This window comes from Leptospira venezuelensis, assembly GCF_002150035.1.
Lineage (GTDB): Bacteria > Spirochaetota > Leptospiria > Leptospirales > Leptospiraceae > Leptospira_B > Leptospira_B venezuelensis.
In genome coordinates this window covers 1,194,774-1,220,400 of record NZ_NETS01000010.1, presented here as the reverse complement: position 1 = coordinate 1,220,400, position 25,627 = coordinate 1,194,774, and the positions used below count along the sequence as shown (strand labels likewise).

At 38.2% G+C, this 25,627-nt stretch carries 22 protein-coding genes; 16 read left to right on the top strand and 6 right to left on the bottom strand.

All coding sequences use genetic code 11. From position 1 onward, the window contains the following. Positions 1-4: 4 nt before the first annotated feature. On the top strand, positions 5-550 hold the full coding sequence (locus B1C82_RS12925) for a hypothetical protein (protein WP_086447952.1): 546 nt from the start codon (positions 5-7) through the stop codon (positions 548-550). Positions 551-570: 20 nt separating this feature from the next. Here the strand turns inward: B1C82_RS12925 and B1C82_RS12920 are convergent, their stop codons facing one another. Beyond that, positions 571-1,146, bottom strand: coding sequence for a hypothetical protein (locus B1C82_RS12920; RefSeq protein WP_086447951.1), 576 nt, complete (start codon positions 1,144-1,146; stop codon positions 571-573). Between the two features lie 136 nt (positions 1,147-1,282). Between B1C82_RS12920 and B1C82_RS12915 the strand changes: the two genes are divergently transcribed. The 3 genes from B1C82_RS12915 to B1C82_RS12905 all read left to right on the top strand — a co-directional run bounded on the left by B1C82_RS12915 (position 1,283) and on the right by B1C82_RS12905 (position 4,127). After that, positions 1,283-1,669, top strand: coding sequence for a YfeK family protein (locus tag B1C82_RS12915; protein ID WP_086447950.1), 387 nt, complete (start codon positions 1,283-1,285; stop codon positions 1,667-1,669). A gap of 75 nt (positions 1,670-1,744) precedes the next feature. Continuing rightward, on the top strand, positions 1,745-2,806 hold the full coding sequence (locus tag B1C82_RS12910; RefSeq protein WP_086447949.1) for a hypothetical protein: 1,062 nt from the start codon (positions 1,745-1,747) through the stop codon (positions 2,804-2,806). Positions 2,807-2,891: 85 nt separating this feature from the next. After that, positions 2,892-4,127: a glycosyltransferase family 4 protein gene (locus B1C82_RS12905; RefSeq protein ID WP_086447948.1), complete on the top strand. Its 1,236-nt coding sequence runs from the start codon at positions 2,892-2,894 to the stop codon at positions 4,125-4,127. 21 nt (positions 4,128-4,148) lie between these two features. Here B1C82_RS12905 and B1C82_RS12900 read toward each other — a convergent pair whose 3' ends face one another. Beyond that, on the bottom strand, positions 4,149-6,470 hold the full coding sequence (locus tag B1C82_RS12900; protein WP_086447947.1) for an FAD-binding oxidoreductase: 2,322 nt from the start codon (positions 6,468-6,470) through the stop codon (positions 4,149-4,151). Then, positions 6,467-7,423, bottom strand: a complete 957-nt coding sequence (locus B1C82_RS12895; protein WP_086447946.1) for a methyltransferase domain-containing protein — start codon at positions 7,421-7,423, stop codon at positions 6,467-6,469. The genes B1C82_RS12900 and B1C82_RS12895 overlap by 4 nt, the downstream gene beginning before the upstream one ends. A gap of 138 nt (positions 7,424-7,561) precedes the next feature. On the opposite strand from B1C82_RS12895, the gene B1C82_RS12890 reads away from it, so the two are divergent. From B1C82_RS12890 to B1C82_RS12860, 6 genes are all read left to right on the top strand, one after another. After that, on the top strand, positions 7,562-7,756 hold the full coding sequence (locus B1C82_RS12890) for a hypothetical protein (RefSeq protein ID WP_086447945.1): 195 nt from the start codon (positions 7,562-7,564) through the stop codon (positions 7,754-7,756). A 417-nt stretch (positions 7,757-8,173) separates the two neighbouring features. After that, a complete protein-coding gene (locus B1C82_RS12885) occupies positions 8,174-8,539 on the top strand; it encodes a DoxX family protein (RefSeq protein ID WP_086447944.1) in 366 nt (121 codons plus the stop codon). 216 nt (positions 8,540-8,755) lie between these two features. After that, positions 8,756-9,016, top strand: a complete 261-nt coding sequence (locus B1C82_RS12875) for a hypothetical protein (protein WP_086447942.1) — start codon at positions 8,756-8,758, stop codon at positions 9,014-9,016. Between the two features lie 29 nt (positions 9,017-9,045). After that, positions 9,046-9,267 carry a hypothetical protein gene (locus B1C82_RS12870; protein ID WP_086447941.1) on the top strand — a complete coding sequence of 74 codons (222 nt, stop codon included), beginning with the start codon at positions 9,046-9,048 and terminating at the stop codon, positions 9,265-9,267. Between the two features lie 69 nt (positions 9,268-9,336). After that, positions 9,337-11,181, top strand: coding sequence for an OmpA family protein (locus B1C82_RS12865; protein ID WP_086447940.1), 1,845 nt, complete (start codon positions 9,337-9,339; stop codon positions 11,179-11,181). 86 nt (positions 11,182-11,267) lie between these two features. Continuing rightward, positions 11,268-12,524 carry an NAD(P)-binding protein gene (locus tag B1C82_RS12860; protein ID WP_086447939.1) on the top strand — a complete coding sequence of 419 codons (1,257 nt, stop codon included), beginning with the start codon at positions 11,268-11,270 and terminating at the stop codon, positions 12,522-12,524. A 3-nt stretch (positions 12,525-12,527) separates the two neighbouring features. Here B1C82_RS12860 and B1C82_RS12855 read toward each other — a convergent pair whose 3' ends face one another. Further along, entirely contained in the window at positions 12,528-13,430 is a 903-nt protein-coding gene (locus B1C82_RS12855; RefSeq protein ID WP_086447938.1) for a class I SAM-dependent methyltransferase, read from the bottom strand. Between the two features lie 207 nt (positions 13,431-13,637). Between B1C82_RS12855 and B1C82_RS12850 the strand changes: the two genes are divergently transcribed. Then, complete coding sequence (locus B1C82_RS12850; protein WP_086447937.1) at positions 13,638-16,031, top strand: transglycosylase domain-containing protein; 2,394 nt, start codon at positions 13,638-13,640, stop codon at positions 16,029-16,031. On the opposite strand, the gene B1C82_RS12845 is transcribed toward B1C82_RS12850, so the two are convergent. Next, positions 16,006-17,502 (bottom strand): ABC transporter substrate-binding protein, encoded by a 1,497-nt coding sequence (locus B1C82_RS12845; RefSeq protein ID WP_086447936.1) that lies wholly within the window; start codon positions 17,500-17,502, stop codon positions 16,006-16,008. The two genes, B1C82_RS12850 and B1C82_RS12845, sit on opposite strands and share 26 nt — an antisense overlap. A gap of 9 nt (positions 17,503-17,511) precedes the next feature. Between B1C82_RS12845 and B1C82_RS12840 the strand changes: the two genes are divergently transcribed. The 5 genes from B1C82_RS12840 to B1C82_RS20845 all read left to right on the top strand — a co-directional run bounded on the left by B1C82_RS12840 (position 17,512) and on the right by B1C82_RS20845 (position 24,864). Next, complete coding sequence (locus B1C82_RS12840; RefSeq protein WP_162494897.1) at positions 17,512-19,395, top strand: ABC transporter ATP-binding protein; 1,884 nt, start codon at positions 17,512-17,514, stop codon at positions 19,393-19,395. Positions 19,396-19,404: 9 nt separating this feature from the next. Further along, positions 19,405-20,448 (top strand): tetraacyldisaccharide 4'-kinase, encoded by a 1,044-nt coding sequence (lpxK, locus tag B1C82_RS12835; protein ID WP_086447935.1) that lies wholly within the window; start codon positions 19,405-19,407, stop codon positions 20,446-20,448. Positions 20,449-20,579: 131 nt separating this feature from the next. Beyond that, positions 20,580-21,857: an LA_0442/LA_0875 N-terminal domain-containing protein gene (locus B1C82_RS12830; protein WP_086447934.1), complete on the top strand. Its 1,278-nt coding sequence runs from the start codon at positions 20,580-20,582 to the stop codon at positions 21,855-21,857. A gap of 140 nt (positions 21,858-21,997) precedes the next feature. Beyond that, the gene (locus B1C82_RS12825; RefSeq protein ID WP_086447933.1) at positions 21,998-23,329 is read left to right on the top strand and encodes an LA_0442/LA_0875 N-terminal domain-containing protein; all 1,332 of its coding nucleotides are present in this window, start codon (positions 21,998-22,000) and stop codon (positions 23,327-23,329) included. A 20-nt stretch (positions 23,330-23,349) separates the two neighbouring features. Next, positions 23,350-24,864: an LA_0442/LA_0875 N-terminal domain-containing protein gene (locus B1C82_RS20845; protein WP_234008298.1), complete on the top strand. Its 1,515-nt coding sequence runs from the start codon at positions 23,350-23,352 to the stop codon at positions 24,862-24,864. On the opposite strand, the gene B1C82_RS12815 is transcribed toward B1C82_RS20845, so the two are convergent. Beyond that, positions 24,858-25,619 carry a HesA/MoeB/ThiF family protein gene (locus tag B1C82_RS12815; RefSeq protein ID WP_086447932.1) on the bottom strand — a complete coding sequence of 254 codons (762 nt, stop codon included), beginning with the start codon at positions 25,617-25,619 and terminating at the stop codon, positions 24,858-24,860. The two genes, B1C82_RS20845 and B1C82_RS12815, sit on opposite strands and share 7 nt — an antisense overlap. Positions 25,620-25,627 lie beyond the last annotated feature (8 nt).

The following is a 25,627-nucleotide window of genomic DNA, read 5'->3' as shown; positions in this document are numbered from 1 at the left end:
AATCATGAAACCCTTCGGGAAATATCCGGAACATTTCAGAATTTTAGGAATATTACTTTTTTCCTATGTAGTTATTACGAATTATTTATGGCGAGAACCGAATAATTATTTTTGGATCTGTCATGTTTCTGCATTCCTTCTCTCTGGAAGCCTGATATTAGGATTTCGAAAAGGAATTCGGATCGGAAGTTTTTGGGCGATCTTAGGTTCCCTATTATGGCTTTCTGATGAATTATTGAATAATTATCCTTTAGATAAACTCTCTTATTTTACGCATTCATTATATACGATCATATCAATTTATTGTTTCAGAAAGATCGGTATTACACCTTTCCCTTGGCTCGGGGCTTTTTTTTGGTATACTTTTGCGCAAATCTTAAGTTATATTTTTACTGATCCGGTTCATAATATAAATCTAGTCTATTCCATTTGGCCTCCTTGGGATATACTATTCTCCAACTACCTCTACTTCTGGATCTTTATGAACATTTTCATCTTCTGCATATTATTCTTTAGTTCCTTATTGTCGGATCGATATTCGGAAAACTGATTGACCAAGAAAAGAAGTTCCTAAAAACGAAAACTATATCTTAGGTCCATGCCAAATGAATCTCTAACTTGATCTCTATTATCTAATTGAGAATAAGTTCGAATATTCAAATTTAAGCCTGAGGAATTGTCTCCTTCCCATTGGATCCCTCTCCAATAAGTATAAGCTAATTGAAGAATATACTTTGCTCCCAAAAGAGCCAACCGTAGATCATTCCTGCTACGAACTCCATCCAGATCATCTTGTTTACTATGTTGGTAATTCGCTAAAAAGATCATCGTTCCATGATCTGGCTGAGGATAAAAATTAGAATACGCGATAAATAGATTTCTTGCGTTTTCGAATTCTTCTTTTCTTTCCACTTCTTCTTTGTGTCCTTTTAATTCTGAAAGAACTAAGATAGAAGTAATCACCATTGTGAATCTAGCTTTTCTGTATTCTTTTGCATGTAGAAGTCCCCAACCTGGAAGAACGGCACTTCTCCAAACCAAATCCCAACGAGATCTATCTTTTGTTTCAGGCGAAGTTGTCTGCTCCTGAGAATTTAGGGATGCAAGACCAAACAAGAATATACAAAATAAAACGAATTTTTTCACCCAAGTCTTCCTTTTAGGAATACTACACAAAGTGGATATTTACGGTCACGAAAAAAAGGAACCTAAGAAAATTATAGAATGTCGAATACTTGATTGCCATAAGTTGGCAGATCCAATTTAATTCTCCGGACTATCTATGAAAAAAATCTCATCCATTCTACTATTCACTTTTTTAATTTTGAGTTCCAGTTTAATTTTTGGAGCGGAACCGGAAGACGAGATCAAAACTTTGGTTTCTTCCTTGGATTCTTGCAAGGGTTGTGTTTTTGTCAGAAACGGTTCAGAACATAAGTTGGATGAAGCAAAAGCCCACTTACTTAAAAAATATGATGCAGCCAAAAGTAAAATCAACAGTACGGAGGATTTTATCAAAGGATTAGCAAGCAAATCCTCTATCACAGGAACTCCTTACAAGATCAAATTCCCTGATGGAAAAGAAGTAGAATCCGAAAAATGGCTGACTGACAAATTGAACGAATTGCGCAATCCTGCCCCTGTAGTTAAGCCAAAAAAGAAAAAATAAACGATCTAAGCGAAAAATCAATTCGGCTCGGCAGTTATCCTAGAATGAAGGCGTCGAATTGAGTTAGAGAGTTATATGCGAAAGTATTTGTATCTTCTTCCTGTTTCCCTTTTATTTGCTTGTCCTCCGCCACCAAGTGAAGATCCGCTTTCTTCCCTAATGTCTACATTAGCATTATCGAATATAAAAGTTCCTTCGGAATTTACGGTCGTAGATAACACAAAACAAGCTCAATTAGATGCGGTAGAAGCTACTGCAACTAAAAACTCCACTTGTACCAAACTGGGTGCTTTCTATTGGGAAATTGGAGATGTAAATGGTGCTTATGGATATTCTTCCGTAAACGGTTCTATTAATGGATCCACATCTCTTTTGATTGCATCTGCATCCAAATGGATTTGGGGAGCTTATGTATTGGAGAAGGTTGGAACTCCAACAGCCATAGAACAATCTTATCTAAGAATGAGGTCCGGTTACGACAACCTAAATGATAACAAATGTAACTTAGCTCTTACGGTAAATGCATGTTTCACGAATGGCCCGGGAAGAGATGGAACAAATAATAATGACTATTATAATTCAGGCGATTTAAATTACTTTTATTATAATGGAGCACATTTCCAAGCATATGCTGCACTGAATCCAAGTGGTCTAACCCCAGCACTTACAAATTACACTCGAGCACAACTTGCAACGGAGATCGGGAACACATTATTTGGAGGAGTCAATCCAGGAATAGACTATGCTGTTCCTCAACCTGCTGGAGGAGTCAGAACTTCTGCTTCCATTTATGCTCAGTTCTTAAGAAGAATTTTAAATTCTAATTTAACAATCCGAACTTATTTAGGCGCAGATCTTGTACCTACATTACCTTCTGCACACCCAACTCAGGCAAAGTATTCACCTTTCGTTTTCGAAGATGTACATTATTCTTACGGACATTGGGTAGAAGATTCTTCCGGAAATGATTCGGCATACAGTAGTCCCGGAAAATTTGGATTCTATCCTTGGATAGACTCGACAGTCACCACTTACGGAATAATCGCAAGATATTCCACATCCAGCTTGGCTTATGTAGAATCCGTCTACTGCGGAAGACTTTTGAGAAAAGCATTTGCCACCGGGATCCAACAGTGACTTGTACTTTGGTCCACACTCTGTAACGAAAAAGTAATACTCTCTTCATGGAGTAGATACAAAAATTTAGGATGATCAAAAGTCGATGCTTCCATCGACATATATCAGTTCCTACCCTAAAGCAGGTCCCTTTCGAATATTAGTGGTGACCGAAACATTTCCTCCTGAGATTAACGGAGTCGCCAAGACACTTCATAGAATGTTGGGGGATCTTTTACAAAGAGGTCACGAGGTAATTCTCGTACGTCCAAAACAAGGTCATAACGATTACGCAACTGCAAGCAATAACTATAGAGAAGTACTTGTAAGAGGAGCGAAAATCCCCTTGTACGAAGATCTAAGATTCGGATTCCCTGAAAAATATCTTCTCCGCAGGTTAATCGAATTAGAAAAACCTGATATAGTGCATGTGGTAACAGAAGGCCCACTCGGCTGGTCCGCAGTTAGAGCAGCCAGACATGTTGGAATTCCTATCATCAGCGATTTTAGAACGAATTTCCACGCATACGCAAAATATTATAAGTTCGGATTCGCAGGAAAACTAGTCCATAAGTATCTAAAAGGGCTCCATAATAGAACGCAGATGACCTTGGTGCCAACAGCTCAAATCAGAGAGCAGTTAACCGTTCAAGGCTATACTAATGTGCAAGTGGTTTCCCGAGGAATCGATTCGGATCTATTCCATCCTGCTCGAAGGAATTCCAAACTAAAAACGGAATGGGGATTAAAACCATCCGAATTAGGGGTCCTATACGTAGGAAGATTAGCTCCGGAGAAAAATCTGGACTTATTAGTAAGGACATTCCGCAGACTACAAACCAGAGTTCCAAGTGCAAAATTGGTCTTAGTAGGAGACGGACCTTCCAAAGAAAAACTACAAAAGGAAAATCCAGATTTCATATTCAGAGGAATGAGAAAAGCAAAAGAACTAGCAGAACATTATGCGACCGGAGACCTATTTCTATTCCCAAGCCTCACTGAAACTTTCGGAAACGTAATCGTAGAAGCGATGGCATCCGGACTTCCTATCGTTGCTTATGACTACGCTGCAGCAAACCAACATCTCAAACACGGAAAGTCGGCTCTACTTTGCGGTTTTGATAAAGAAGAAGAATTTATAGAACAATCCTGTCTTCTCGCGGAGAATAAAAAGTTGGCAGCGCGACTCGGCATAGCCGCAAGAAAGATCGCGGCCTCTTGCACCTGGGAAGATGTTACAGATTCTTTAGAGATGACTTACTCTAAACTTTCTCTCTCTAAGAAAAAATCTGTGAGATCTAAGAAGGCGATCAAGTTGAAAATACAGATGGCCAGGGGCTAAAAGTATAATTCAATCTTTATTCTAATAATCGAATATATGATCTATTAAAAGCCCATTCTGCTTACAGTATATGATCATTAAATGTAATTGATCAACTGGCAAAATTAATGCAGTCCTCTTTTTGCCTGGTTCGGTAAGGATCGGCCAGGAAGAAAGTATTTTCTGATCTTCCCAATTTTGATCCTCCGATGAAATAATCGTCATAACGATTTTTTTATTCCCCGCAATTTCCTTAAAGGATATCCCCTTTTCCACTAATATCGGAACTTCTTTTGTAAATGGCTCATAACGTGGAATCGAGATAATATTCCCGCTACCGTTTTGGTCCGCCCAAGCTAGAATATGAAAATTTTCCGGCTCATAGACTGCCCCTGTCCCTAAACCGATCAGCCATCCGTAGCCTGCTTTTGCAAGAAGCTCCATAGAGAAAAAAATCCTTCTCTCCCATCTACGGATACTACCGGGGCCGTTTCCATCTTCGATTTTTATGAATTCTAGAAACTTGGAATAGAAAGGATATTCATACCATGGCTTTAGTCTTACAAAATCTGTGTAATCTTGAGCTACCCATTGTATGTAAGCTTCTACCTTTCTATTTTCGTTAATTTCTTTACGGGAGTCTATCCATTCCGTAAAAACTCCGATCGTATTTTCATAAAGACTTTTTAGTGCAAGCTCGCCTGAATAACTAACCCCGATAACACAAATCATTAGATGATATCCCCAATTTGTTTCGTATTCCCAGGTATTTCGAATTACGTTCCCGTAAATCTTCCAGAACTGACCTATACTTTTCCAATATGGAAAGTCGCTCGGAGGAGAATGTTTCTGAAACTTAGCATATTCATCCGAGCTAAATACTATAAACCATTCAGGAACTGTTAAGAACGTTTGATCTTCATTTCTTCGATAACTTTTATTCGAGTCCAGTTTAGAACGAATCTTTTGGTCATTTGGATCAGGAAAATAATATTTATCCCAAAGTTTATTTCTAAATTTGTAACTTGGATCCAACTTTCTTTTTAATTCGAAAAACTTATTAGAATTAGGATACGCGGCTTCAAATTGCATTTGATTTGCATGAGGTTGGTAAGGCAAATAATAAGCACCGCCTACAGAGATAACTGCGTCTATTAATTCTCTTGTCCAAATACCAACTTCATTTCTTGCAGAAGGGTAGGTTCTTTGTTTATAATAGATCACAAAAGAAAACACTTCCGATCTAGCCCAAGCCATAAAAGAACCTGAATCTTTATACGAATGGCGAATGGATATATTCATTACGTTTACATCATGTTTCTGCAGAACTTCTCTCATCTTAGGATAAAACTCGTCGAATTTCTCCACAGGAACGAAGTATTCTTGTAATACATATGTGCTGATTTTTCTAGTCGGAGGTTCCAGTTCTTTTACATCATAACTAGCTTCGAAATTTCTCCAAACTACACGTTTACCTGTGGTAAAATTTGGATCGTATATGTATTCCCTAAACTCCTTACCGTAAGGAAGTTCGGTTAGCCAAAAATACATGATATTTTCCATCCAGTATTCTTCTTTTACCGGAACCAAGCGATCTTGAACTGTCACTTCTTCATTTGTTTCTGCCCAAGTGATCGCATTTACATTTTCGTATGCAGGGGGATATATATCTCCGTTATGAAAAATTGCTTTTGGATTTGTTCGAACGTTTTCGAAAAAAAATTTTTTATATTCGGTAATTGGAAGCTTTTTCACAGAACGAGAGACTTTAGAATTGTCTGCTAATTGTAAAACTGCCTCAACGATAACTCCTATTCCTCCATAGCCACCGATCGATGCGTAAAAAATCTCAGGATTTTCTTTAGGACTTGCGGTTACTAACCTTCCATCACTTAATACAATCTTAATGGAATCTACTGATAGGATCAAAGGACCTTGGCCCATATATCTCCCATGCCCGTTTACACTTAGGGAACCACCAACTGTAAAGTTGGAATAAGTCTGTTTAATCTTAACGGAAAGGTTGTAAGGATCTATGAATTCCTGTATTTTTCTCCAGGTAATCCCGGATTGGACCCGGATCTTTTTTTGTTTTTCATCAAAATCTAAAATCTGATCGAATTCGCGAGTATCTATGAACAACGCGTTTTCGGTGGCAATCTGACCTCCCATGGAAAACCTTCCGCCTCCGATAGAAATTGTTCCCGAATGCGCTTTTACCAAATCTTGAATTTCTTCTATAGATTTAGGAGTTTCCACTCTTGAAACAGAGATCGGATTGATCTGAGTAACATCATTTACGATAACCGGACTCGAATATAAATAGGGCGAAAATAGTAATAAGAGAAGGATAATTTTTTTCATTTAATTTTTACAAAAGCCATCAATGTATTTTTTGTTGGATCTCCATTCTGGAGATATTGGTTTCCTATAGATTGTAATCCGAACCCATATAATTTTTCCTGAATTTCTCCCAAAGAAGTGAAATTGCGAATTTGAGCGGAGGTTTCTTTCCATGGAATTTCCAAACCTGCGTTATAAACATCATGAGCTAAAGCTACTATGTATCTCAGCTCTTCTGAATATACATTATGATCTCTTAATACAAGCTTTCCGCCAGGTTTTAAAATCCTATGGATAGATGAAATAAATCCATTCAACCTTTCCGTTGGAGAATGGTGAAATCCTATATAATTAGTGATCAGCTCTAAACTTTCCGACGGGATTTTATCTGTAGGAATCGAGTCATAATTTCCCATCTGTATAAAAGTTCCTGCTTTAAAAAATTGTCCTCTCTCAGCCAAATCTTCCGCACTATACTTGGGCTCTAAATCATTCAGAACATAAACTTTGCCTTGTATTCCTAATTTCTTCTTGAGACCTTTCGCATACCGACCAGTTGTTCCGATTTCCATGTACCCGTTATAAGGTCTCGCGTTTCCCAAAAGTTTTTTCGTTTGGTCGTACATTTCTTCTTTTTGTTTTTTAAGAGAAGGAAGCGCATATGTAATTACCCCTGCGAAAGGTTTAATTCCTGGGAGCTCAGACATGATCGTTTCATAAATGTCCTTATCTGTTTTTTGGGTTTTTACTATATCTATAATTAGTTTATGAAATTGATCTTCAGGATATAGATGATATACATTCTTTAAAAAAAGATAAAATTCTTCTCTTAATTTCTGATCCAAATATACGGATTGAAAATTTGATTTGGGATTAATATCGTATTTTTCTTCGCCAAGCAATCTAGGGGCCAGGCCTGCAACAAATAACGCTATAATTGATTTTATAAATCTTTTACGATTAATTTCTTTCACTGTATCGAATCCCTTCCATTACTATTATATATGTGATCATACTGCAAAATAAGACATACCAAGTTCAAAATCTAATTGACCACCCCTTTTCGATATTCAAAAATCATGACGTTTTAAATCCATTACGAGGTGAATAAAATGCCTTCTGATCATGAATTATTCAATTGCGGACAAGAACATGAGATTAATTATGTTGCCGGCCGTTACCCTAATGACAAGGCGAAAGTTAAGAGTTTTTTGATAGAAAGTTGCCAAAACAAAAAGATCCATCATTCTACTCATGCTCAGGTATATGAATTAATCAAAAAAGAATTAGGGCTTCCTATTCCTTAATTTTTCTCTTTAACAAGCGCGCGAGGTCTTTGCAGGACGGCGAAGCCGGTCCGAAGGACCGAGCGGGACTCCGCGAGTCCGTAAAAGACCGACCCTTGCATTGCAAGGGACGCGCCCAAACTTGTATAATAAATTGTTTCGGAATTTTTTTGAAGATCCTTTTTTTCGCTTGTACTTTCTTTGCCCTTACTATAATGACTGGCAAATTTAACGGCAAGGAGTAAAGCCTATGCTGAAATTTCCCGGACCTCGTACGGATCATCGAGAAAGAAATCGTCCCTTCGTCACCAGAGAAAAATATCTCACCTTCCTAAAGATCGCCAATAAGTCTTCTCATTCTAGACAGAGAAGGTTTCGTAATAAAAACAGAGAAAAAAGGCAGACCTTGTCACCATAGTTGTCTTATCATGGTTTTCCATGGAAAACCTAGACGCTAAATCTATCAGTCTCTGGATCATGGCGACCATTTATACGATCGCCGGCATTCTTCATTTTGTGATCCCTAAATTTTATATGCGGATCATGCCACCTTGGATTCCTTATCATAAACTTATGGTCCAACTTAGCGGCATTGCAGAGATCGCTTTGGGCATTGGGCTTTTCTTTCCTCAAACTAAAGTATTAGCTGCGTGGGGTGTGGTGTTTCTTTTGATAGCTGTGTTTCCAGCTAACGTATATCATTTTCAGTCAAGAACCAGAAAAGACCCTCCTACTTGGGCACTAATTTTAAGACTTCCTTTACAATTACTTCTGATTTACTGGGCTTATACTTTTACGTATTGAATTTTTTCCCTTTTGTAGGAGTTCCAACATGGCAAGATTCCTCTGTTGTTGGAACTCCTACAAACTATTCTGACCTTCTTTTCAAATCCTCGTATACAATTGATCTGATTTCTTTTGCGCGTAAAAGTAGGATCTTTATCTTTTATTTAAGTCAAAAATTTATTGAAAGAGCTTCAGAAGAAGGTATTCTCGCTTTTTAGTTTTTGGAGTTTCTTTATGTTCAAATTATGGCTAGCAATTTGTGGAAGTATTTTGATTTTGGGTTTAGCTTTCTCTTCTTCAAAAGTCCAAGCGAATACTAAATACAGCGTCTTTTGCGCTGACGGTAAAATTGAAGCGGATTCCCGCACTTTAGACCAGATGAAATCCGCTCGTGGATCCAATGTATGTCTTCTAAAAGAATTCGATTATTCTTCGGATGCTGATAATTACGCTCAATCAATTGGAGGAAAAGGTTCCGCTTGTAGCTGTAATTAAGTTTATAAACCGTAGTAGTCTCGGAAAGTTTGAGCTCCTATCTTTATGATGAGAAGGATCTGCCTGAGATTTCATTTATATCCGGCTTAGTTTTGAGTTTTGGGGCGGCTTTTACTGCAAGCCGTCGCAAGTCTAAGGACAAAGTGCCTCCTAAGCTAGTCTTTATTCCTGTTTCTTCTACTTTCAATTTTGTTGTTATATTGGTCGGTCTTTTTCTGATCCGCAAATTTTTTCCCGACCGGATCGTCTGATCCCTTCCCTATATTAATTTTTTCTTTTCTCCTCTTCCGGCTCAGATATTATTCTCCGAAACATATAATATGAACCGTCTTCTTCCTGTTTTACTTTCTTTTATTTTTCTATTTTTCTCTTCGGATCTTCTTGCCGAGGAAAAGATTGTCGAAGGTAAACTTCTACAATTCGGTAGAATGTTAGGCACTGGTAACGAGTTCATCCAAGTCCTTTCCAACGATCTGAGTCCTGAACTTTCCAGGCTTCATAATCAAACCATTCGTGTTCTATGCCAAATGAGAGGCGAAAATTGTGATCCGATACGTTATGAGACCTATCCTTTTTCAGAATCCAAGGGTCTTGCCGATTGGACCTTGAAAAAAATTCCTAACTATGTGAATAGAGGTTACTTCGCTTTTAATCCCACTGTGACTCCTGACGGACAATCCATCTTCTGGACAGTGTATTCTAGCAAGGGCAAATCAGGTACCCAAAGGATTTGGTTTGCAGAGAAAGACGACAGAGGGTTTTGGAGAGACGGAAAAGAGATGCCGGCTCCTTTGAATAACGATCTGAACTCAGCAGTAATTGCAGTTCTTCCCAGTAATAATGAATTATTCGTTTTTGGTTCCTTTGGTGATGACGAGGCTACTCATAAAATCCAGGTTGAGTTCCAAGAAAAAAGAGAAGAGCTGAGAAAAAAAACAAGGGACGAGATGGAATTCCGTTTGAAGGAAGAACAACTCGCTTACGAATATCTTCGCAAACTCACTCAGCTCCAAAATAAGGCAACAGTTCCATTATATAAAAGTTATAAGGATAAAGGAAGTTGGTCTTATCCCAAGGCGATCAACTTTCCGGAGTTTTCAAATATATATCTGAAAAATAATACTTCCGTTTTTGGTGGTTCTACTCTTTCTTCTTCCGGAAGGATTTTAATCTATTCAGTTCAACAACCTGATTCTTATGGAAAGTTGGATCTTTACGTGAGTATCCAAAAGGAAGATGGTTCCTTCTCTCTTGGAAAAAACTTAGGAGAGGTTGTAAATACTTCGTCCGAGGAAACTGCTCCATTTTTAGCTGGGGATGATAGAACTCTTTATTTCTGCAGCGACGGACATAAAGGTCTTTCAGTATATGTAACTAAAAGAATCGGAGAAGGCTGGGACAATTGGACTAAACCTGTAGAAGTCTCTGCCAATCTAAAAGGTGTAAACTTCTTCTCTATTCCAGTCAATAGCGACTGGGCATATGTAAGTAAAGAAGGTCAGCTTTACATGGCTTATCTTCCCCGTGATTTCCGGCCAAACCCTGTTGTTGTGATCAACGGAAAAGTTTTGGATGAAGAAGGGAATCCATTAGGGGCAGAAATACATTATGAATCCTTAACACGTTTGGAAAAAAGAGGAAGTGCTAAAAGTGATACTAAAACCGGTTCATTCAGTTTAGTCCTGCCATATGGCGAAAAATATGGTTTTTATGCGGAGAAGCCAGGCCATCTTTCCGTTTCCAGAAATATCGACCTTACAGAATCCAAACAAGAAGACGCAAAATTAGATGTAGAATTTCGTCTTCCGGCTCTGGCGGTGGGTCGACAAATTCTGCTAAACAATTTATTTTTTGAGACAAACAAATTCGAGATCTCCAAGGATTCTGAACCTGAGCTGGATCGTTTAGGGATTTTTTTAAAATCGAATCCTAAACTCAAAATCTCCGTCGAAGGTCATACGGACAACGTAGGCAAAAAGGAACGGAACCTGGAACTTTCAGAAAACAGAGCAAAAGCGGTGGCAGACTATTTGATCGCAAAACATGGAATCGACAGTGAAAGAGTTAGGACTCAAGGTTTTGGAGATAGCCAACCAATTTCTTCCAATGATAACGCTTCGGACCGTCAAAGGAATAGAAGAGTTGTGTTACAGATTGTAGACTGATCGTTCGGTTCCTTTTTTGTAGCATTCCTTCCTTAAATTCAGGTTTTACCTTGTATTTTTGTTTTAAGAAAGGATTTTAATCCGGAATGAAAATAGCGGTCATCGGCAGTGGAATCGCCGGCTTAAGTGCATCTTGGTACTTGGGCAAAGAACACGAAGTCTCACTTATAGAAAAACATCCTTTGGTCGGTATGGATGCTCATGGCACCGATCTTTTTTCCAACGGACATTCTATCCGAGTAGATGTTCCTTTTAGAGCATTTAAACGAAATTATTATCCCTGCCTTTTAGATCTATATAAAGAAGCAGGCATCGAAGTAAGACCGGTAGACTATTCGTTTTCCCTAAATTACGGAGACGGTACTACGTATTTCGGTTTTTCTACTTTGGGTATCGGAGGCAATTTTGTTCCGATCCCTTACTGGGTTTGTTTTTCTAATAAAACTTCTAGACGTATTTTTTCAGATGCAATCCGTTTTTACGAAGAATCTGAAAGAGAACTACAATCACTAGAAGGAGAACAACTTACTATTTCTCAGTTCTTAAGCAGGTTTGGCTATTCTGTGGAATTCGAAGATCTTTATCTGATCCCTATGTTCTCCACTATCAATACCTGCACTTCTGAAAGTGCCAAAAACTATCCCGCAGAGGTCGTAGTAGGTTATCATTCTAGTGGCTTAAAGTTCCTCAGATTTTTAACTCCGGAGAAAGGAACCAGAGATGTTACTGAAAAACTTTCTAAAAGAACTTCTTCCGTACGTTTGAGCACAGATCCAAAAAAGATCGTTTTAGAAAAAGATAAAGTAAAACTTATTTTTAATAATGGAGAGGAACTTTTTGATAGAGTAGTTGTTGCAGCTCCTGCAAACCAGGCCATTTCTATTCTTCCCGACGAATATTCTAAAGAAAAAGATCTACTTTCTAAACTTAAATATGAAGCTTCTGAAGTTGTAGTTCATTCAGATGAAAAGTTCATGCCCAAACAGAAAAGGCATTGGGCACCAATGTGTTTCTCTCTCTCACAAGATAGTTCTACTGCAACTGCTACTATCCTTTTGAACAAGGTTCTTCCCTCCATGAAAGGTAAGGCCGTATTCCAAACCTGGAACCCACTCGTAGAACCGAACGAAAAAGATTTTATCAGCAGATCAAAATTCGAAAGGCCTGTAATTGATCTTGCCTCTCGAAAAATCTTAGAAGAGCTGAAAGAACTGCAAGAACTTCCGGACAAAAAAGTATGGCTTTGCGGTTCATATGCTAAGTATGGAATGCCACTTTTAGAAGCAGGGGTTTCTACATCCCTCGACGTAAAAAGATGGGTAGAAGGTTCTCTAAAATCTTAAAATTTATTCAGGTTTTCTGACTTTGTAGATCCAATATTCAAAATGTTTTTTGATCGTTTCGGAGCCGAAGTATTCCCCTAACATCTCGTATCTTCCTGCGAGCCTTTTAGGGATCTTCTTTTCTGATTTAATCTTTTCTAATATGAATTGAGAAAATCCCGGAAATACAAACGGGTCTATTCTTTCTAAAACTTCGAAATTGAATCCTATAGCGGAATATTCTGAGACAATACCTTCTACCTTTTTGAGATCAGAAGACATCTTTGCCATTTTTGAGATCAAATTTCTTTTGAAGGTTTCCCAATAAGAAATTTTTCGATCAGAAAGCAATATCTCTGCAGATACAAATACTCCTCCTGGTTTTAAGATCCTATAAATTTCTCCAACCAATCGGTTTCGATTTGGCATAAAATACAAACTATCTAAAGCAAGCACAGCATCAAAGGTTCTATCTTCGAATTCTGATAAACCTTCTGCACTTCCTAATATTAAATTAGGAGAACTGCCTCTACCCTCATAACGTCTTTTTGCGAATTCAATTTGGATCTTAGAAATATTGATCCCGTAAATATTCGAAACATTTACTCCAAATGTATTTTCCCAAATTTTAAATTGATCCCCGCATCCAAATCCAAGATCTAAAAGTTTAGAGTCGCCATCCAAACCAGCTAATGCCCCCAAATGTTCCGCTAAATTCGCGCAGGCAGTTCCATATTCTTTTGTGTGCTCCCAATACCCCAGATTGGCCCAGGATTCCCCAGGCTCATTCAAATAGAGATGAGATAGATCTGTAGGAATTCCTTCTCTTCCGAATAATAGTTTTACCTTTGGCCAGATCTCAGTCTTTGTGGGGAAAGGAGAATGATGGCGGAGAGAAATTTCTTTTTTGTAAGGCAGGTCTTCCATTGTTCTAAGTCTTCGATTGCCCAAAGCAAAACTTTATTGGACATAGAATTTAGGAACTGTCTACCAGAATCGTTCTTTATTTGTCCGTTCTTTCGCTGTTTCAGGATATGTTTTCTACCGACATAAGATGGGTGAATCCGGACAAAAATCTGCAAAAAAGTCCTTTTCTTTCCCTAACTTACAACGGAAAACCGACCGACGGACCTTATGAACATCAAAGATCGTATCCTTGGAATTTTAACTTCTATCCTCCAATATTCTAAAACAAATTGGAGATCCATCCTCAAATATTCGATCATTTCCGGGATCGTAGTCTTTTCGTTTTTGATTGGAGGATCCTACGTAGTATGGCTCACCAAACAGGAAGAAGTTGCCCGCAATTTAGAAACTTTCCAGAGAGAAGTTTCGGATGCATACGATCCAAATGAGATCAAACCGATCCGCATCTTAGATAAAAACGGAAAATTGATCGGCGAATTTTCCCGCAGAAAATTCAGACCAATTCGCACTGATAATTTAGCAAATCATGGAAATATAATATGGGCCTTGCTCAGTTCTGAAGATAGAGACTTTTACGAACATAATGGTGTAAATTTCACTGCATTACTTAGGGCAATCATTGTAAACCTCACCACTTTCCAAAAGCAAGGTGGTTCTACTCTTACTCAACAATTAGCAAAGCTCACTTTGGATCTGGGCGCTCGAAATGTGTTCAATAAGCTCACCGAATTTTACTGCACATTTTACTTAGAAAGTAAGTTTGATAAAAATACGATCTTAGCTATGTATCTAAATCGTATTTTCTTGGGAGAAGGAAATACTGGAGTGGAAGAGGCTTCTCGTTATTACTTTAATAAACCTGCATATGAATTAACTCCTGCAGAAGCGGCTCTGCTCGTGGGAACAATTCCGGCTCCTTCTAACTATAATGCCGTCAGAAATCCTAAGATAGCGCTCAAAAGGCAGAAGATGGTTATGACTGTCATGGGCAAAAACCAAAACCTTCATCCAAATCCTAAATCTATTGAAAAAGATTTTGATAAGAAGGTAGATGCGAACATCCGTAAGTTCAAATCTTTTTATGTGGTAGAAGAAACTAAGGAAGACGAGGACAAAGTAGTCATTACCTCCGAGATCGGAAAATATGGATTTGATAAGGATTTTACGATCAATCTGGCTTCTGATTTTAATTTTGGAATCCGCCAATTCGTGATCGAAAACTTCTCAGAGATAGATTTAGAAAGTCGTGGTATGAATGTTTATACCACCTTAGATTATGATAAACAAGAAGCTGCAGAACGTTCTCTCAGAGAAGGAATAGAAGCTGTCCGCAAAAAACTTTCCGAAGATAAAGCAAATTTCATAAAATCTGGTAAAACAGAAGAAGTTTCCAAACAAAATAAGATCATCGAAAATATGAACGGAAGTTTAATCTCCATCAATCCTACAAATGGATATGTGGAAGCAATGGTTGGTAGTTATAAAATTTCTAATATATTTAGACTCAATCGTGCAGTTTCAGCGGTAAGACAACCAGGTTCCGTTATCAAGGGGCTTGTATATCTGATGGCATTCGAAAAGCGGATAGCTACACCTACTTCCATTGTTGTAGATGAGCCGATCAAGATCAGAGGTTACGCTCCTAAAAACTGGTATAAAGGCCATAGAGGTGCAATGCAGGTCAGAACTGCATTTGCTCAATCGGTGAACACAGTTGCTGTTAAGTTTATGGATGAAATTGGCGTCGGCGATTTTATCCACACTCTCGGAAAAATTTTAGATTTAGATAGCTCGGAGCTGAGTAGAAGGTTTCAACATAATCTTACATTGGCACTAGGTTCCGGAGAGTTGTCTCCCAAGGAACTAGCGACTGTATACGCAACAATTGCGAACAACGGTAAAAAAGTAAAACCTGTGGAAATACTTAGGATCACTGATTTCGAAGGTTCCGAACTCTATATGAATAATATTCCGGATCCGAAAGAAGCAGAACAAATTTTAGACCCTGTTGCCTGCGCTATGACCTTAAACTTATTAGAAGCAGTTGTTTCAGAAGAAGGTACACTCAAGATCGCGTTAAAAGATGGAGAAAAATTCCCTCTTGGTGGAAAAACAGGAACAGTTCAATCCCCCAAAGAAGCACAGAAACGATGGGGCTCCAGAAAAGGAGTAAGAGATGTTTGGTTTGCAGGCGTAAATCCCAACTTAGTCACTGCGGTGTGGGTTGGTAACGACTTAGGTGCTCCTTTCCCTGGTTCTGGTTCCGGAACAAGTGGTTCTATTTGGTTTAGATATGTTTCTCATGTTGCCAGAACATTAGGTTTTGGTGATAGTTTAATCACTCCATTTAACGGCGATTATGTGAAAGTGGATATCTGTGCAGAAACCGGTGGACTTTTATCAAATGAAGCAGAATGTAAACATCCTCTATATGGACAGTACTATTATGTAGGAGACCAGCCAGGCGGAGGTACGCCTACTCCTGCGGTTACCCAAACAGAGGGGGCAAATACCACAAATGGTTCTGAGGAAGCTCTTTCCGGAGAAGATGCGGTTGAATTAGATCTTCCTGAAATTAAGGAAGATCCGAACGACGATTAAGATCTTTTGGCAAACGGTCCCCGACTAGATATAACTCATAAGGGGACCATAAAAAGATCCAAGGAGCATCTTCGCTTAAAAGTGAAAATGCCTCTTTGATCTGAGGACTAATATCCGTTTTGTCGGTGGACCTGATCTCTCGGAAAATTTTTTCCATTTTGGGATTAGAGTAGAAGGCACGGTTTCCTCCATTTCCAAATCGATCCCCCGCAAATAATGGATCTAAAAATGCAAATGGACCGGGAAGATCTGCATACCAAAATAATAATGTTAGATCTCCCTTTCCTTCTCCATTCTCTTTATATAATGCAGCTTTTTCCATCGGAAGAATCCTAATCCTTAATCCTAACTCTTTCAGGTTTTGTACGATCGCAGCACCGTTTGCTTGATTCTCTTCGTCTCCTCTCATCCTAAATTCTAATTCTCTTTCTAAAATTTTAGGATAACATACTGACTTAGAGAGTAATTCTTTTGCTTTCGCAAGATCATAAGGATAAATTTCTTCAGAAGAAGTCCAGGAATCAGATACAGATTTTGGAAATGGGCCTACGGAAACTTCTCCCTTGCCTTCTAATAACACCTGGATAATCGTACGTTTATCTACAGAATAATTTAATGCTTTTCTAAAATTCTTATCGAAACAGGGTTCTTTCGCGTTGATCGCTATGTATTGAACTCCTCCTCCTTTTCGAACTGAAATATGATCTTCTTTTACTAATGAGTTTTTGAGAAGGAAGACAGGCAATTTCATTAAGTCCAATTCATCTTTGAAATATAAATACAATCCTGTGCTTGCCTGCGGAAGAACTCGAAACAAAATCTCCGAGCCCAAATCGTTAGGATGATTTGCAGCTAATCGAAGATGATTGTTTCTTTTCCATTCTACTAATTTAAAATCACCACAAACTGATTCAGGTGGACCACAATAGATCCAAGCTTGAGGCAATGAAAGTTTTTCTAAAGTTTCCCTCAAACCGCCTTCAAAATAAATTTCCAAACTGGAATCAGAGAGAACCTTTCCACCTTTTAAAAAAGAATATGTATTTCTCCTTGGGCCTGGAGTATTTCTTAATCTTTCTAGAGATCCAAGAACTGTTTGAGGACTTGGATTCAATTTTGAATCAATGTGAAGTTCCAAAATTAATCTTCTGACCTTGGATGAGGGACCTTCTGCTAACTTATATGATTTCACTAAAGAAGGAAGAATCTTACCTTCTCCATTTATCTCAAAAAGTCTAGGGTAAATATATTTTAGAACAATTCTGGAAGATAAGTCAGTGGATCGGATAGGATCTAAAGAGATTGGATCAGAAGGTAGTGAAAATACCAGTTTTTCGGGACTTCTCTCCGCTTTTCCGCAATCATAAAAAAGAAGGGACAAAAGAAGGAAAGCCAGGGAAAAGGTAAGAGTCGGTTTCGGTCCGACCTGAAATCGGGAAGTGACCGAGTCTAGAAATCTAGGATAAAACATTCCGGACCTATGAACGTCTATAGACGCCTCTTGGGGTATTCCTTCAAGTATAAATACAGATTAATCACCGGGGTCGTACTATCCTTTTTTGTATCCATACTCAATGGTGCCTCTCTCACTAGCGTTATTCCAATTTTCAACGCAATCGGAAAAGGTGGAAAAGCCGACTTTCAAATTTCACTCACCAAAAAAGAAAGTATCGCATTAAAAGACAGGGAAGAAGGAAAAGAATTAGAGGCGATCCAAAAAATAGAAGCCCTAGTCGCAGATATAAAGATCAAAACCAATTTTTATCTAACCACTCTTCCTAAAGATCAGCTTGTTTTACTTTTTTGTTTATTCATATTTCCGATCTATCTAGCGAAACTTTTATTCTTAACGGGCGCGGTATACTGTATTAATTCCGGCGGTTATCTAGCAGTCCGTGATTTGCGATTAGAACTTTATTCTAAAGCACAAGAACTTCCTCTCAACCATTTCGTTCAAGAGAAGACTGGGATCTTCATGAGCCGAATCGTAAACGATGTAGAAGTTTTGGCAAAAATAATTAGCTCAGATTTGAAAGATGCAATCGTAGATTTTTTCTATATCATCACACATTTGCTCATTCTTCTTTTCTTAAGTTGGGAAATGTTCGTCGCAGTTTTAGTTGTAGTTCCATTAATTATGGGCCCAGTAACTTCTTTTGCAGATAAGATCCGAAAAGCGACTCGCAATCAGCAAGAAAGATTGTCTTCATTAAACGGTCATTTACAAGAAGTGATCTCAGGTATCCGAGTCATCCGCGCATTCTCCATGGAAAAAACGGAAGCAGGCAGATTTTGGGAAATAAATAACGATCTTTCTGACAAAACATTCAAAGGACATTTTTATCATCAGATCGGGCCGTCTCTGGTGGAACTTTCCAGTTCTATTGTTGCTGTGATATTTTTGGCATTCGGCGCTTACTTGATCGAACTCGAAAAATTGACCTTAGGTCATTTTATGATCTTCTTCTTAACTTTGGTATTTTTGACGAGACCATTCAAACAAATGGGAATGTTATCCAACTCAATCCAGAGTGCTGTGGCGGCAGGGACTAGAGTTTTTGAAATGTTAGATAGCGAAACGGACGTAAAAAATCCTCCGAACCCAATCTATCCGAAAAGACTTTCTAAAGAATTAAAATTTGATTCAATAGGTTATACGTATCCTGGAGCAAAAACCGCTGCTCTCTCCGATTTAAATCTTTCCATACAAAAAGGCTCTACTGTTGCGTTAGTCGGCTCTTCTGGTGCAGGAAAATCCACATTGGTGGACCTTGTGCCAAGACTAATTGATCCAAGCGAAGGTTCTATTACTTGGGATGGAACCGATCTTAGAAATTTAGATCTGGCGTCTTTACGTAAAAAGATTTCCATCGTAAACCAACAAGTATTCTTATTCAACGGAAGTATCCGAGAGAATATTTGTTACGGAACGGAGAATGTTACCGAAGAAAGAATGAGAGAAGTTTCAGAACTCGCATTCGCCACTGACTTCATCTTATCTTTCGAAGATGGTTTCGATACAGTTGTAGGAGAAAGAGGAGTAATGTTATCCGGAGGCCAAAGGCAAAGGATCTCCATTGCGAGAGCATTATTAAATAATCCCGAAATCCTCATATTGGATGAGGCAACTTCTGCATTAGATACTGAGTCAGAAAGAGTAGTACAACAAGCACTTGAGTCTTTATATAAAAACAGAACTGTTATCATCATCGCTCATAGGCTTTCCACAGTTCAAATCGCAGATACTATTTTTACTATGGAAGGCGGAAAAGTAGTAGAATCAGGATCTCACTCGGAGTTGATCCGTCTTGATGGAAAGTATAAGAAATTATACGAGATGCAATTCGCAGAATCTCCGGTTTAAGAAAAGAAGATGATTTCTTTTTGGAAGATTCTCTTCTTTCCAGTTCTATTTCCGCTTAGCCTGGTTTACAGGATCTTATTTTTTCTAGACAAAAGATTGAAAACCAAAAGGACTCTTCCTTTCTCTATAACGATCAGTATTGGGAACTTCAGCGTAGGAGGAACTGGCAAAACACCTTTTACACTTCATCTTGCAAAATTGCTTCATTCTAATTTTCCGAATATCCCGATCGTAATCCTAAGCAGAGGATACGGCTCTTCTGGAACTGGAACAAGAAGAGTCAGCGAAAATTCGTCGCCAACAGAAATCGGTGACGAGCCTCTTCTTTTAAAAAAGAATCTTCCATTTGCAGAAGTGTATGTAGGAAGTAATAGATATGATTCTTATCTGCAATTTAGATCTGAAAACAAAATACCAAATGAACAAAAGGTGTTTGCATTATTGGATGATGGATTTCAACACCATGCTTTAAATAGAGATTTGGATTTAGTCTTATTAGACTGTACCAAACTTTCTAAAATGGAATTTGTGCTTCCTTTGGGTCTATTAAGAGAACCTTATACTTCAGCCTCTAAAGCAAACTTTTTAATTGCTTCCAAGTTTTCGGAAGAATATGAAGAATCACTCTCTAAATGGATCAAAAAATATAGCCCTTCTAAAACCTTAAGATTTAGATTCTCACCCAAAAAATTAGTGTCACTTTCTTCAGGAGGCCCCGAAGTCTCTGTAAAAGAATTAACAGGAAAATCAGTATTCTGCTTTGCTGGTTTAGGAAATCCGGATTCGTTTTATTCTTCTTTAAAAGATCAGAATCCTTCCAAGCTAAATACCAAATCTTATCCGGATCATTATTCTTATACAAAAGAAGATCTAAATCAGATTTCCGAAAAAACTTCCGAAAATGATTACATTATCTGTACTGAAAAAGACGGAGTAAAAATTTCTTCTCTTATTGGGAACGATACAAATTTTTCTAAATGGTTCTATCTCAGATTAGAAACCGTTCTGGAAAACGAATCCGAACTTTTAAGATCTATCCGCAACTTCGTATAATCGAATAAAAAGACTTTTCCTTTTCCCAAAAAAAAGTATAATTCTTTACTCTTTCCTCAATAAAGGCCGGAATGTAACGAATGGAAATAAATTTTTTATCAAAATCTTAAACGATTTCTGAAGAAGGTTGAATGAAATCCAAGATCTTGTTTCTATCCTTATTATTCCTTCCTGTAATTCTATTTGCGGAACCCCAAACCGTATACTTACGTAATGGTCAAATATTACATGGGGATGTCACAAACCAAACGGCTACTCATATCGATCTGAAATTACAGAATGGAGAAACAAAACGTATCCAAAAGGAAAATATTCTACGAATCGCCTATAGGGAACCACAAAAAGAAGGACCTAAAAAGGCGGAACCTCCAGTTATACCTATTGAAAAACAGGAACCCAAAAAACAAGAACCTGAAATTGTCTCTCCCCCTCCGATCGTAAAAGAAGCGAAACGAGTTGTCAGGAATCCATTAGAAAGACATTATATAGACTTCTATCTAGGAGTTGGAAATGGAACCTTCTCCCCTCAAACCATCGATTTTTATTATAAGTACCAAAACATCCGAAGTTTAATAATAGAAGCTACACCTTTTTATTTAGCGGGAAGTCCAAACCGTACAGCCGGTACGTCAGTATCAGCGGGGATCAATTATAAGTTCAAAAAATTCTCCTTAGAGGCTGGAGGAATGGAAACTAATACTTCTACGAGTTCCAAGAATATAGGATCTGAGGCAGAACCAATTATTGTATATGGATCTTATCCGGAACAGATGAAGGCAGCTTTCTTTAAGGGGACTTATTCCGCATTTGCAAAATCTAATTTCGAGTTATATCCGAGTGCCGGTTATATTCGAACTTGGAACAGAACTAAGGACTCACATTCACAGGTCTTTCAGTCAGATAACGTAGGCGGGAAATCCAACTTCCAAGCTTCTGAAAGTCTGACTGGAACTTCCGTAGGAATTGGCTTTGCATATTTGTTTGGATCTAAATTCGAAATAAGGCCTGAGTATGAATCCTTAACTATGAAAGGTTCGCAATCTATTCACCAAGATTATACGGCGGTAACCTTGGCCCCGCCAACTACACTTTTTGTTTTACCTGCGGATTACAGTTTTGATTGGAAGGCGAAGGGAACTCACACGTCATTAAAGCTGAGTTATTTTTGGAAAATGGGAATCGGATTTTTTATAAAATATGATTCTTATCAATGGACTTATTCTCTGCAAGATGGAAATTTTCCTATCACACTATCCTTGGATTCCGATCCGCCGACTTTGTCTGAATTAATAAGTTGGAATCTCGGACAAAAACTCCTAGCCCAAACTATAAATGCCACAAGTAGGGCGACTTCGATACAATTTGGAGTTTCCAAAACCTTAAACTTCGGGCCTGAGGAAAATTATTAATCGAATTGTTTTCGCAAGTGTAGTATCTGTTATACGATAACCGTTTATAGTTTCCGGACGTGTCAATTTATTGCTTGAATCTTGTTTTCCTTCCACGGATTCTTTCCAAGAATTCAAAACTGAGTGAGACCGGATTTGTAATGAGAAGACTTAAAAATAAAATCAGGGCAACAATCTTCTTCGGATGTATGATCTTCTCTCTTACTTCTGTCCATTCAAACGATCAAATCATCTACATGAGAGATGGAAAAGTGATTACGGGTGAAATTATTTCCCAAACCGCATTCAAGATGGTAATCAAACTTCCGGATGGCTCTACAAAAGAAATTTCAAAACAAGATATCAAACGAGTCGCATTTAAAGAAGCAAAGACCCAAGAACCTAAAGACAAACCTGTTGTTGGACCTCCAACACCCACTCCAGAAGAGATTGCAAAACAACAAGAAGAAGATTCAAAAAAGCAAGCCGTCTTAGATGAGAAGACTGAAAAAAGAAAAAAACAAATCGAAGAAGCAAAACGAAATCGTTTAGAATTATTTGTTGGAACTGGATCGGGAACTGTGAACTTCCAGGGGGCAAATTATTACGATAATGTGATAGCAGTCGGAAGTAGCTTAGGCCAAGACAGCGGCAAATTCGAATATCCAATTGAACCAAAACCTAAAAGTGGGAAAGCAAGATCTTTAGAAATTAGATATTCTTGGAACAGGTTTGTAGGAGAAGTGGGAGCAACTTCTATAACATCTACTGCAACCCAGAATATTATTGGAGTAGATGGCCCAAGCAGCGGGACGTTCCCAAAATTTATCCGCGGAAATTATGATGTTTCTATGAAACATGTTTATGGAAATTTTTCTTATTCAGTATACCCACACCCTAAATATGATATTCGTCCTGTGATTGGATACCACCAATTCTGGACAAAAACAGAAAATTCAAATGCTATAGCTTTTGGAACAGGAGTCGCTCCTCTATTTAACGATCAATATTTTGGAACAGATCCAACTTCCGTTGCAGAAGTTTTAAAAGGATTTTCTTACGGGATCCAATACGATATGAAATTCGAAAAATTCGAGATCCGTACTGGACTCCATATTCTACAAATGAAAGGTTTTGGGACTTACGATCGACAACTGAATGCGTACGCACCTGTAAGTAATCAAACCCAATCGGAAGATATAGACGTGTACAATAAGTGGGTTGCAAAAGGAGCCATCATTGATTTTAAATTTCTATACCCGTGGAAATATGGAGTCAGCTTTTGGATGGGGCTAAACAGTATGAGGTGGACTTATACCATGTCTGAGACCGCCTTGAGCGTGGGAAATGGAGATTCTTCTGGAGTCGATCCTGAAAGCTATACAATAGGAAAAGTATTGTTTGAATCTCTTGTCGGACCAGGATCACTGAAAGAAACAAAATCTACTACAATCCAAATTGGCGCATCGTACTCGTACGACTTTAATAAATAAAATCGTCCAATCTTTTCGATATGTTTTATTTGAAACGAATTTTCGTTTTAAGCTTACTCGTCTTCCTTCCAATAAATATTTTTTCCGAAACACAATATGTATATTTGAAAGATGGAAGAATTCTCAAAGGAGAAGTTTTACATCAAAACACTGATAAAATCAGATTCAAAAACTCAGAAGGGAAAGAAGAAGAGATTCTAAAAAAATTTATCGAAAGAATCGTTTTTAAAAAACCCGATATCGAAGCAAAGCGGGAACAAGAAACAAAGCTAAAAGCTGAACGAGAAGCTAAGCTAAAACGAAAGTTAGAAGCAAAACTTAAGGCCGAGCAAAAAGCGAAGTTAAAAATTGAACAGGACGCAAAACGTAAAGCTGAACAAGAGGAAAAACTAAAAACAGAGCAAGAAGCAAAGCTAAAAGTCGAACAAGAAACAAAACTGAAAGCGGAACAAGAAGCAAAACTGAAAACTGAAGAAGAGGAGAAAGAGAGAAAAATCGAGGAAGAAATTGAACAAATCGTCGTCGAAGAAAAGCCTAAATCAGAAACACAACCTCAACCGTCAGCGGAAACTCATAAACTAGAAATACTTGCAGGGATCGGCAGAAGTAAATATGAAAGCCAAGTTCCGAATTTTCATAGAGGAGTAGAAGGATACGCAACGGTATTGGGAGGCAGGGGAGGCTTTTTTAATTTTCCTCCGGCTCGCAAAGATTCAGATGCGAAAACGATAAATCTTAGATATACCTGGAATCGTTTCATAGGAGAAATCGGTGGTTCTCATATGAATTCTTTGGAATCTACGACTAGTGTAGGATACATCGTCTATCCGGATCTCTCTTCAAATGTAGTAAGTCAAGGAGCATTCACAGCCCAAGCTCCCTTTAGTACAATCAGCTATAAACAAGTAAACGCGCAAATTTCTTATACAGCATATAAACATTCTCTGTTTGAAATCAGACCTATATTAGGTTATCATAAAATTTGGCAAACTGGGAAGGACAATTCTACTTACGATATATCTCCAAAAGATCCGAATAATTCCAGCAGTGTGGATTGGGTCATAAGATATGGAACTAGCTTCAGCGATTATCTAAGCGGCCCATCAGTCGGACTCGCGATCGAATCTAAGTGGAAAGAGAAATGGGAAACTCGTCTCGAACTACAAAGGCAATTTTTACACGGAAATTCAGTTTTCACCAGAGATCAAATCGCCTTAATTCTTGGAGGAGCTTATGAAAATAGGACCGCACAAAACAATGAATGGAAAGTGGATGGTTTAAATATTTCCGGAAAACTAATCTACCACTGGAAAGATTCCGTCTTCTTTTGGGGAGGATTTCAATATTCCAAATTATCCTATAAAATGCAAAACTTCGGAGGAGATTTGGATTTAAGTGGAGATCCGGTTTCTGCGTACGTTACTTCCATTTTAATCCAATCTTTGACACAAGGACTTGCAAGCAACTCCGTTGCAAAAGCGATCTATTTAGGAGCGGGATATTCTTTAGACTTCTCTAAAAAGGAAACTCAGTGAAGACCACCGCATACGATACAATCTTTACGTCTGATTGTAGAAATTGTCCTAAATTCCATAAACTTGGAATCTACTTGCAAAATTCTTCCAAATAGACCAGATTCTCTTTTAAAATCACTTAATAAAAACTGAATACTCTCTGTGGCTTGAATGGTACCTATAATCCCTGCCATACTACCTATCACTCCTGCGTCCGCGCAGGACGGTACATGTTCCGGAGCCGGAGGATTTTCATAAACACATCTAAAACAGGCATCTTTTCCAGGACGCACTCCCATTACCATTCCTTCAAAACGAAGTACTCCGGCGGTGATAAAAGGGATCTTCTCGGCGACGCATATATCGTTAGTTAAAAACTTAGTATCGAAATTATCAGAACCTTCTAATACGAGGTCCGAGCCGCTCAATAGATCTTTTGCATTTTCTTGTGTTAGTCGCTCCTGTATACCTTCTATCTTTATATAAGGATTTAATGATCTAAGGTTTTCGGAAGATGCTTCCGATTTAGATTTTCCTATATCGGAATGTTTGAATATGATCTGTCTTTGTAGATTGGTGGTGTCTACGATATCGGAGTCTATGATCCGAATATTTCCTATTCCCGCGGCCCCTAAATACAACAAAGCCGGAGATCCAAGACCCCCGGCTCCGATTACCGTTACTACGGATTTTTTGAGTTTTTCCTGACCGGCACGCTTAACTTCGTTTAGAAGAATATTCCTGGAATAGCGACTCAGTTCTTCCGGACTCAACACCGAAAAGG

Bases quoted from the DNA above. Each gene is read 5' to 3' on its own strand.
- B1C82_RS12925 (WP_086447952.1), top strand. From the start codon at position 5: ATGAAACCCTTCGGGAAATATCCGGAACATTTCAGAATTTTAGGAATA.
- B1C82_RS12915 (WP_086447950.1), top strand. From the start codon at position 1,283: ATGAAAAAAATCTCATCCATTCTACTATTCACTTTTTTAATTTTGAGT.
- B1C82_RS12910 (WP_086447949.1), top strand. From the start codon at position 1,745: ATGCGAAAGTATTTGTATCTTCTTCCTGTTTCCCTTTTATTTGCTTGT.
- B1C82_RS12905 (WP_086447948.1), top strand. From the start codon at position 2,892: ATGCTTCCATCGACATATATCAGTTCCTACCCTAAAGCAGGTCCCTTT.
- B1C82_RS12900 (WP_086447947.1), bottom strand. From the start codon at position 6,470: ATGAAAAAAATTATCCTTCTCTTATTACTATTTTCGCCCTATTTATAT.
- B1C82_RS12890 (WP_086447945.1), top strand. From the start codon at position 7,562: ATGCCTTCTGATCATGAATTATTCAATTGCGGACAAGAACATGAGATT.
- B1C82_RS12885 (WP_086447944.1), top strand. From the start codon at position 8,174: ATGGAAAACCTAGACGCTAAATCTATCAGTCTCTGGATCATGGCGACC.
- B1C82_RS12875 (WP_086447942.1), top strand. From the start codon at position 8,756: ATGTTCAAATTATGGCTAGCAATTTGTGGAAGTATTTTGATTTTGGGT.
- B1C82_RS12865 (WP_086447940.1), top strand. From the start codon at position 9,337: ATGAACCGTCTTCTTCCTGTTTTACTTTCTTTTATTTTTCTATTTTTC.
- B1C82_RS12860 (WP_086447939.1), top strand. From the start codon at position 11,268: ATGAAAATAGCGGTCATCGGCAGTGGAATCGCCGGCTTAAGTGCATCT.
- B1C82_RS12855 (WP_086447938.1), bottom strand. From the start codon at position 13,430: ATGGAAGACCTGCCTTACAAAAAAGAAATTTCTCTCCGCCATCATTCT.
- B1C82_RS12850 (WP_086447937.1), top strand. From the start codon at position 13,638: ATGAACATCAAAGATCGTATCCTTGGAATTTTAACTTCTATCCTCCAA.
- B1C82_RS12845 (WP_086447936.1), bottom strand. From the start codon at position 17,502: ATGTTTTATCCTAGATTTCTAGACTCGGTCACTTCCCGATTTCAGGTC.
- B1C82_RS12840 (WP_162494897.1), top strand. From the start codon at position 17,512: ATGAACGTCTATAGACGCCTCTTGGGGTATTCCTTCAAGTATAAATAC.
- lpxK (WP_086447935.1), top strand. From the start codon at position 19,405: ATGATTTCTTTTTGGAAGATTCTCTTCTTTCCAGTTCTATTTCCGCTT.
- B1C82_RS12830 (WP_086447934.1), top strand. From the start codon at position 20,580: ATGAAATCCAAGATCTTGTTTCTATCCTTATTATTCCTTCCTGTAATT.
- B1C82_RS12825 (WP_086447933.1), top strand. From the start codon at position 21,998: ATGAGAAGACTTAAAAATAAAATCAGGGCAACAATCTTCTTCGGATGT.
- B1C82_RS20845 (WP_234008298.1), top strand. From the start codon at position 23,350: ATGTTTTATTTGAAACGAATTTTCGTTTTAAGCTTACTCGTCTTCCTT.